5 protein-coding genes are annotated in these 6,076 nt (G+C 40.3%); all 5 read left to right on the top strand.

What is annotated here, in order from left to right; genetic code table 11:
- The first annotated feature begins 47 nt into the window (after window positions 1–47).
- Window positions 48–1,505 (top strand): RagB/SusD family nutrient uptake outer membrane protein, encoded by a 1,458-nt coding sequence (locus B4G81_RS11130; RefSeq protein ID WP_286880257.1) that lies wholly within the window; start codon window positions 48–50, stop codon window positions 1,503–1,505.
- Complete coding sequence (locus B4G81_RS11125) at window positions 1,492–2,661, top strand: sialidase family protein (protein WP_286880259.1); 1,170 nt, start codon at window positions 1,492–1,494, stop codon at window positions 2,659–2,661. The genes B4G81_RS11130 and B4G81_RS11125 overlap by 14 nt, the downstream gene beginning before the upstream one ends.
- Window positions 2,658–3,809, top strand: a complete 1,152-nt coding sequence (locus B4G81_RS11120; RefSeq protein ID WP_294082494.1) for a sialidase family protein — start codon at window positions 2,658–2,660, stop codon at window positions 3,807–3,809. The genes B4G81_RS11125 and B4G81_RS11120 overlap by 4 nt, the downstream gene beginning before the upstream one ends.
- A 4-nt stretch (window positions 3,810–3,813) precedes the next feature.
- Window positions 3,814–5,382, top strand: coding sequence for a PKD domain-containing protein (locus B4G81_RS11115; RefSeq protein ID WP_294082492.1), 1,569 nt, complete (start codon window positions 3,814–3,816; stop codon window positions 5,380–5,382).
- 151 nt (window positions 5,383–5,533) lie between these two features.
- Window positions 5,534–6,076, top strand: a 543-nt coding sequence (locus B4G81_RS11110) for a sialidase family protein (protein WP_294082490.1), incomplete at its 3' end; no start/stop codon positions are given.

Raw genomic sequence — 6,076 nt, 5'->3', positions numbered from 1 at the left:
TAATGCGAGTTCCATATGACCCCATTGATAATAAACATTTTAGTCATATGAAAAAGACAATAACATACATACTGATTGCAGTTTCATTATTATCCTTTAATTCCTGTAATTTATTGGATGTAGACAACGTTTCCTCTATTTCAGGAGATGGTTACTGGCAGTCTAAAGGAGATGCGGAAAGTTATCTGATAGGTATCTATACAAGTTTGAGAGATGTTTCGAACGCAACACTTCATTTTGAAGACAGGGGAGAAACATTTGAAGTGGGACTAATAGGTGGGCCATCCAATCTCTTTACCCAGAATCTGACTTCACAAAATGGATACGGCTGGAATAGTTACTATACGGTTATTCAACATTGTAATATGTTGATTAAGAATATTGAACCGATCAGTTTTGGCATGGAGGCTGATAAAAATGTCATTCTTGCAGAAACTTATTTCATTCGTTCATACATGTATTTCTGTATTCTCAGAATTTGGGGGGACGCCCCCTTAGAATTGGACCCGACAGAAAATGCCTCCAAACCCAAACTCGGAAGATCTCCTGCTACTGAAGTACTTCAACAGGCAATGGCCGACGTAGATAAATCTATTGAGTTGTTCCCACAGGATGGTTATCCCAAGGGTAAAGGAAGGGTGTCAAAACAAGCTTCATATGCATTGAAAGCCGATCTGTTGCTGTGGAGAGCAAAAGTTCTGAATGGCACAAATCAAGACTATCAGGAAGTAATAACAAATGCCGATTTGGCAAGCAAAAATCTTTCGTTGGAAGAGGATTTCGCCAATATTTACGGAACCAAAAAAGGAAAAGAGGTGATTTTCGCGATTCATTTTGAACTTTTTGAAAAATCAGATCACTATAGCAGCAAATTAAAACCTCGGGACGTGTTTGTAGAGAAAGCCATTAATAAAGATGATATAGCATATGCAAAAAGTGGTGCCGGAACCAATTATGCACCCAGTGAAAGGTTGATGGCTCTATTTGAAGAAAACCCTGCAGACGATAGAAAAAATAAGTCATACATTAAGGCGATCGATGCGGATGGCAATCTCATCGGGGTTTTTGATAATAAAATGAGAGGTACTAAAACAGAAGGAGACAGAAGTTATGATTCGGATATCATTATTTACCGGCTTGCAGAAATGTACCTATTCAAAGCGGAGGCTTATGCTGCGATGGATAAACTGCCGGAAGCAATCGCCGAATTAAACAAAGTGAGAAACAGGGCTAAAATCGGAAATTATGCCGGTCCCACAGATAAAATATCAGTTGAAAAGGAGATACTCAGTGAAAGGGGGCGGGAATTGTATCTGGAAAGAAAAAGATGGCCCGATCTTCTTCGATTTCATTTCGGTGGAACAATAGATGTATATGAGTTTGTTCCCAATCTGAAAAGTAGAGCGGACGATGGAATTCGCGTGCCGTTGTATCTTGCTATTCCATTGAGAGATATAGATATTAATCCTAATCTGGAACAAACCGAGGGGTATGAAAACTTATAATAAACAATCATTTTTGCTTTTCTTTTTTATCTTGCAGTTGCTTGTATTATCCTGTGGCAGCAATACAGATTTACCTCCTGATCCTGCTCCTGCTCCGGACCCTGATCCGTCTCCGGAGCAACCTTTAGAATTTAATTATGTTTTTGAACAAGGAACACTTGGTTACGAAGCATATCGGATTCCTGCGATCGTGAAAACCAATGGAAATATATTATTGGCATTTGCTGAAGCCCGCAAAATGAGAAGCAATGGCGACTCGGGCGATATCGATTTGGTTGTCAAACGTTCATCCGATAACGGAAAAACCTGGAGTAATCAGATAATAATCTGGGATGATGATTTGAATACCTGTGGAAATCCGGTTCCCATTGTAGATGACAAAGGAAGAGTCCATCTCCTGATGACTTGGAACTACAAGGATGATAAATGGGGTGCACTTGTAAACGGTACGGGAACCGACACCAGAAGACCTTATTATTCCTATTCCGATGACGAAGGAAAAACATGGAGCAAACCGGTTGAAATCACGAAAAGCATAAAAAAACCAATCTGGGATTGGTATGGAACGGGTCCCGTTCATGGTATTCAAATAAAAAAAGGCATATTCAAAAACCGTCTGGTTTCTCCAAACTATTTTACAATAAGAGAAAATGGAAAGGTTGTAGATTATTCACATATTGCCTACTCCGATGATTACGGGATTACGTGGAAGGCAGGTAATCCTACACCAGTGGGTGAAGTGGGTGAGTGTTCTGTGGCTGAACTGGAAGATGGAACCCTGATACTCAACATGAGAACCGATGAAGGATATTACCGGAAATACAGTTTGAGCGTAGACGGAGGTATTACATGGTCAATTCCCAAAGTCGACGTAAAACAACTGGATGCAAAATGTCAGGGGAGCATCTTGACTATTGGGAGTAATCTCTTTTTATCCAATGCTGCGGCGGCAACAAGAACGAATATGACCATTAAAAAGAGTACCGACAATGGCAGTAATTGGAGTGGAAAGTATATTGTTTATCCTGAAAATTCCGGATATTCAGATCTTGTGGAGATTTCTGAAAATCAGATCGGGATATTCTACGAAGGAGGGAAAAAGCGATATACGGATGGAATGGATTTTAAAGTGGTCAATATAAGCTCAATAAAATGAAACACTCTAAATACTCTTTTATTTTAACAGTCATACTGTTACTTTTTACGGTTTGTTCAAACGATACTCCGGGAGATATGAATCCGAATCCAAATCCGGATCCGTCGAATGACATGATCAAGGCTCCGGAAATATACAAAGCATCGACAGAGGGCTATAGTTGTTTCCGTATTCCTGCCATTGTTCAAACTAGGAATAGAACGTTGCTCGCCTTTGCTGAAGGCAGAAAAAGAAATTGCCGTGATGAAGGTGATATAGATCTGGTGCTGCGACGGTCAACTGATAATGGAGAAACATGGAGTGACCTGGTTATGGTTTGGGATGATGCCGATAATACGTGTGGAAATCCAAGCCCGATCGTGGACATGGAAACCGGGAGGATTCATTTATTAATGACGTGGAACCTGGGAGAAGATAATATTGGAGCGATCAATGCAGGAACAAGTAAAGATACTCGACGGGTATTTTACAGCTGGTCTGATGATGACGGACTCACCTGGGTGAAACCCAAAGAGATCACCTCTTCCGTAAAGAATCCTGCATGGGGTTGGTACGCCACCGGTCCCTGTCACGGAATCATTTTGACCAAAGAACCATATAAAGGAAGGATTGTGGTTCCTTGCGACTATATTGAGGTGGGACCCGGCCGAAAACAGTATTCCCATGTTATTTATTCTGATGATAAAGGGGAAACATGGAAAATTGGCGGCACCTCCGTGGGAGGAAACGAGTCCACCGTGGCTGAATTGTCAGATGGCCGACTAATGCTGAATATGAGAAATTCGAGCCCTTACAGAACTTTTGCTTTCAGCAGTGACGGTGGTGAGACATGGACAGCCAGCAGGCAGGATTACGCTTTACCCGATCCTACATGTCAGGCAAGCATACTGAATACACTCATAAATGATAAACATTTCCTTTTCTTTTCCAATGCCGCAAGTGCAAGTCGAATTAATATGACAATCAAAAAAAGCAGCGACAACGGTGCAACGTGGCCGTACTCATATATAATAAACAGTGGTCCTTCCGCCTATTCTGATATTGTAATGGTTTCAGAAAATGAGATCGGCATTTTATATGAAAAGGGGAATAATAATCCGTACGAAAAAATAAGTTTTGAGAAAATTAATGTACAAAAAATCAAATAGAAACATGAAAACAATAAAATCAATATTCTTTATATGTTTTGTCCTTATCGGGTTCATGGCTGCGTGTACCGATGAAGTAGATCAGCCGCTCATCCCCGAATTTAGTTCGGATGTAAAAGAAATTGTGGTTGGAGAAAATATTGTCTTTAAAGATGAGTCCTTGGGTGAACCTTCAAAATGGAATTGGTATTTTGAAGGAGGAACTCCCGCTTCGTCAATTCTTTTCAGCCCTACGGTAAAATATGAAGTGCCGGGTACATACTCGGTCCGACTGGTAGTTGTCAGGGGAAATGACTCTGTAGTAGTAAACAAAGAAGATTACGTGGTGGTAGATTATCCTTCAGAAATTATCACGGATTTCACAGTAGATAAAACAATAGGTACAAATGAAGATCAATTCAGTTTTACAGACATATCAGAAGGGTATCCAACTGAGTGGTTTTGGGAATTCATAACTCAGGAAGGAGTTGTTGTAACAAGTACGGAACAAAACCCTTCATTAAATTTTGAACCTGGAATATATAGTGTAAAACTCACTGTAAAGAATCCCAATATATCTTCAAGCAAGACCGTCTCCGATTATCTGACAATCATTGATAAATACTCCGTAGCCGCAGACTTTGGTGCGGTGTCGAGAAATACATATGCCGGCGGCAGTATCCAGTTTCAGGATAAAACTTCTGGAAACGCAGCCGAGTGGGAGTGGACTTTCGAAGGAGGAACACCCTCTTCTTCCACTGAGCAAAATCCGTTAATCACTTATTCTTCCCCTGGAAAGTATAAGGTGACTTTGAAGTCTTCTAATGCAGTAAACACTTCAACTATAGAAAAAGAACAATTTACTGTCGTTATACCGAGTGAGAATCTGGTTATGTATCTTCCGTTTGATGGAAGTAGTCATGATGCTGGCCCTCATCAGTTAAATCCTGAAATTCTGAATAAAGGGATTGCCGAAATTAAGTTCGATGCTAATTCACGATTTACAGGTAAAAACGCAGAAGGATACTCGGCAGCACAATTTATGAGTATTGATGCTAATAATTATGCAGTTTTGTCTATTCCCGAAACCGATTATTTGGATTTTCAAACTGCAGATTTTACGGTTGCCTTTTGGGTGAAATTACCTCAGATATCCAAAAATGCAGCAATCTTCCATCATGGTTCCGGACCGGGAGCCCGTCCTGATAATGAAAATAGACAATCGTGGTTTAGATTTCAACCTAGTGGTCAGTTTGCCAGATTCTGTGTGGAACAAAAGGGTAAAGCCGGAAACTGGGTTGAATACACAGAGAAGAGAATGGATGACAATTTGTGGCATCACTATGTATGTATATACAAGGAAGAAGGTGGTAAAAAGAATGGCTATATGTATATTGATGGAGTCTTGGAAGCGAGTAGTCTTGGTAAAGACATAAAGACAATCGACAAAACGCCCTATGTGATTGGTGCCAATTACAGATTTACAAACGGACTGTTTGCTCCTGAAAATTTCCTGAGCGGATACATCGATGACTACATTCTCTATAAGAGAGCCTTGAGTGAGGAGGAAGCAATAAAACTTTACACTTATTAAATTGAAAAATAAAATATCTTTCTATAGAATGTAAAGGAATGAATGGCCGATAACTAAATAATGATAAAATTTTATCCGGTTATTGGTCATTCTTTGTTCAATTTAATGAAATCCTACCCTATTTTAATTTAAATAGTAAAAACTACATAGTATGAACAAAATTCCATTGTTTATATCCATTTTGACTTTAATGTTGTTACTTTCTGATAATATTAAAAGTAAAAACTACCAGAACGTTTTGTGGGAACAGGGAACGGGTGAATATAATAATTATCGCATACCGGCACTGGTTGTCACCAACGAAGGAACACTGCTCGCCTTTTGCGAGGGACGTGAGGCGGGTGATACCGGAGATATCAACTTGTTGATGAAACGTTCGGAAGATAATGGGATGACATGGAGCGATGAACAGGTTGTATGGGACGATGCCGACAACACCTGTGGAAATCCCTGTCCTGTGGTCGATGAGGAAACCGGACGAATCTGGTTGTTCACCAGCTGGAATAATGGAAAAGACAAGGAAAGTGATATCATCAATAAAACATCGTTGTCTCCTAGATTACCCTATGTATGTTATTCCGATGACGATGGCAAAACGTGGTCGAAGCCGGCGAGTCTGGAAGAAACATGCCGCGACCCTTCATGGGGGTGGTATGCCACCGGCCCCGGAATAGGAATACAAGTGAAGAAGGGC

It is taken from the genome of Proteiniphilum sp. UBA5384, assembly GCF_002410825.1.
GTDB lineage: Bacteria > Bacteroidota > Bacteroidia > Bacteroidales > Dysgonomonadaceae > Proteiniphilum.
This window is presented reverse-complemented; position numbering and strand designations above follow the sequence as displayed.

Excerpts from the sequence above, each read along its gene's own strand:
- B4G81_RS11130 (WP_286880257.1), top strand. The coding sequence starts at position 48 with ATGAAAAAGACAATAACATACATACTGATTGCAGTTTCATTATTATCC.
- B4G81_RS11125 (WP_286880259.1), top strand. The coding sequence starts at position 1,492 with ATGAAAACTTATAATAAACAATCATTTTTGCTTTTCTTTTTTATCTTG.
- B4G81_RS11120 (WP_294082494.1), top strand. The coding sequence starts at position 2,658 with ATGAAACACTCTAAATACTCTTTTATTTTAACAGTCATACTGTTACTT.
- B4G81_RS11115 (WP_294082492.1), top strand. The coding sequence starts at position 3,814 with ATGAAAACAATAAAATCAATATTCTTTATATGTTTTGTCCTTATCGGG.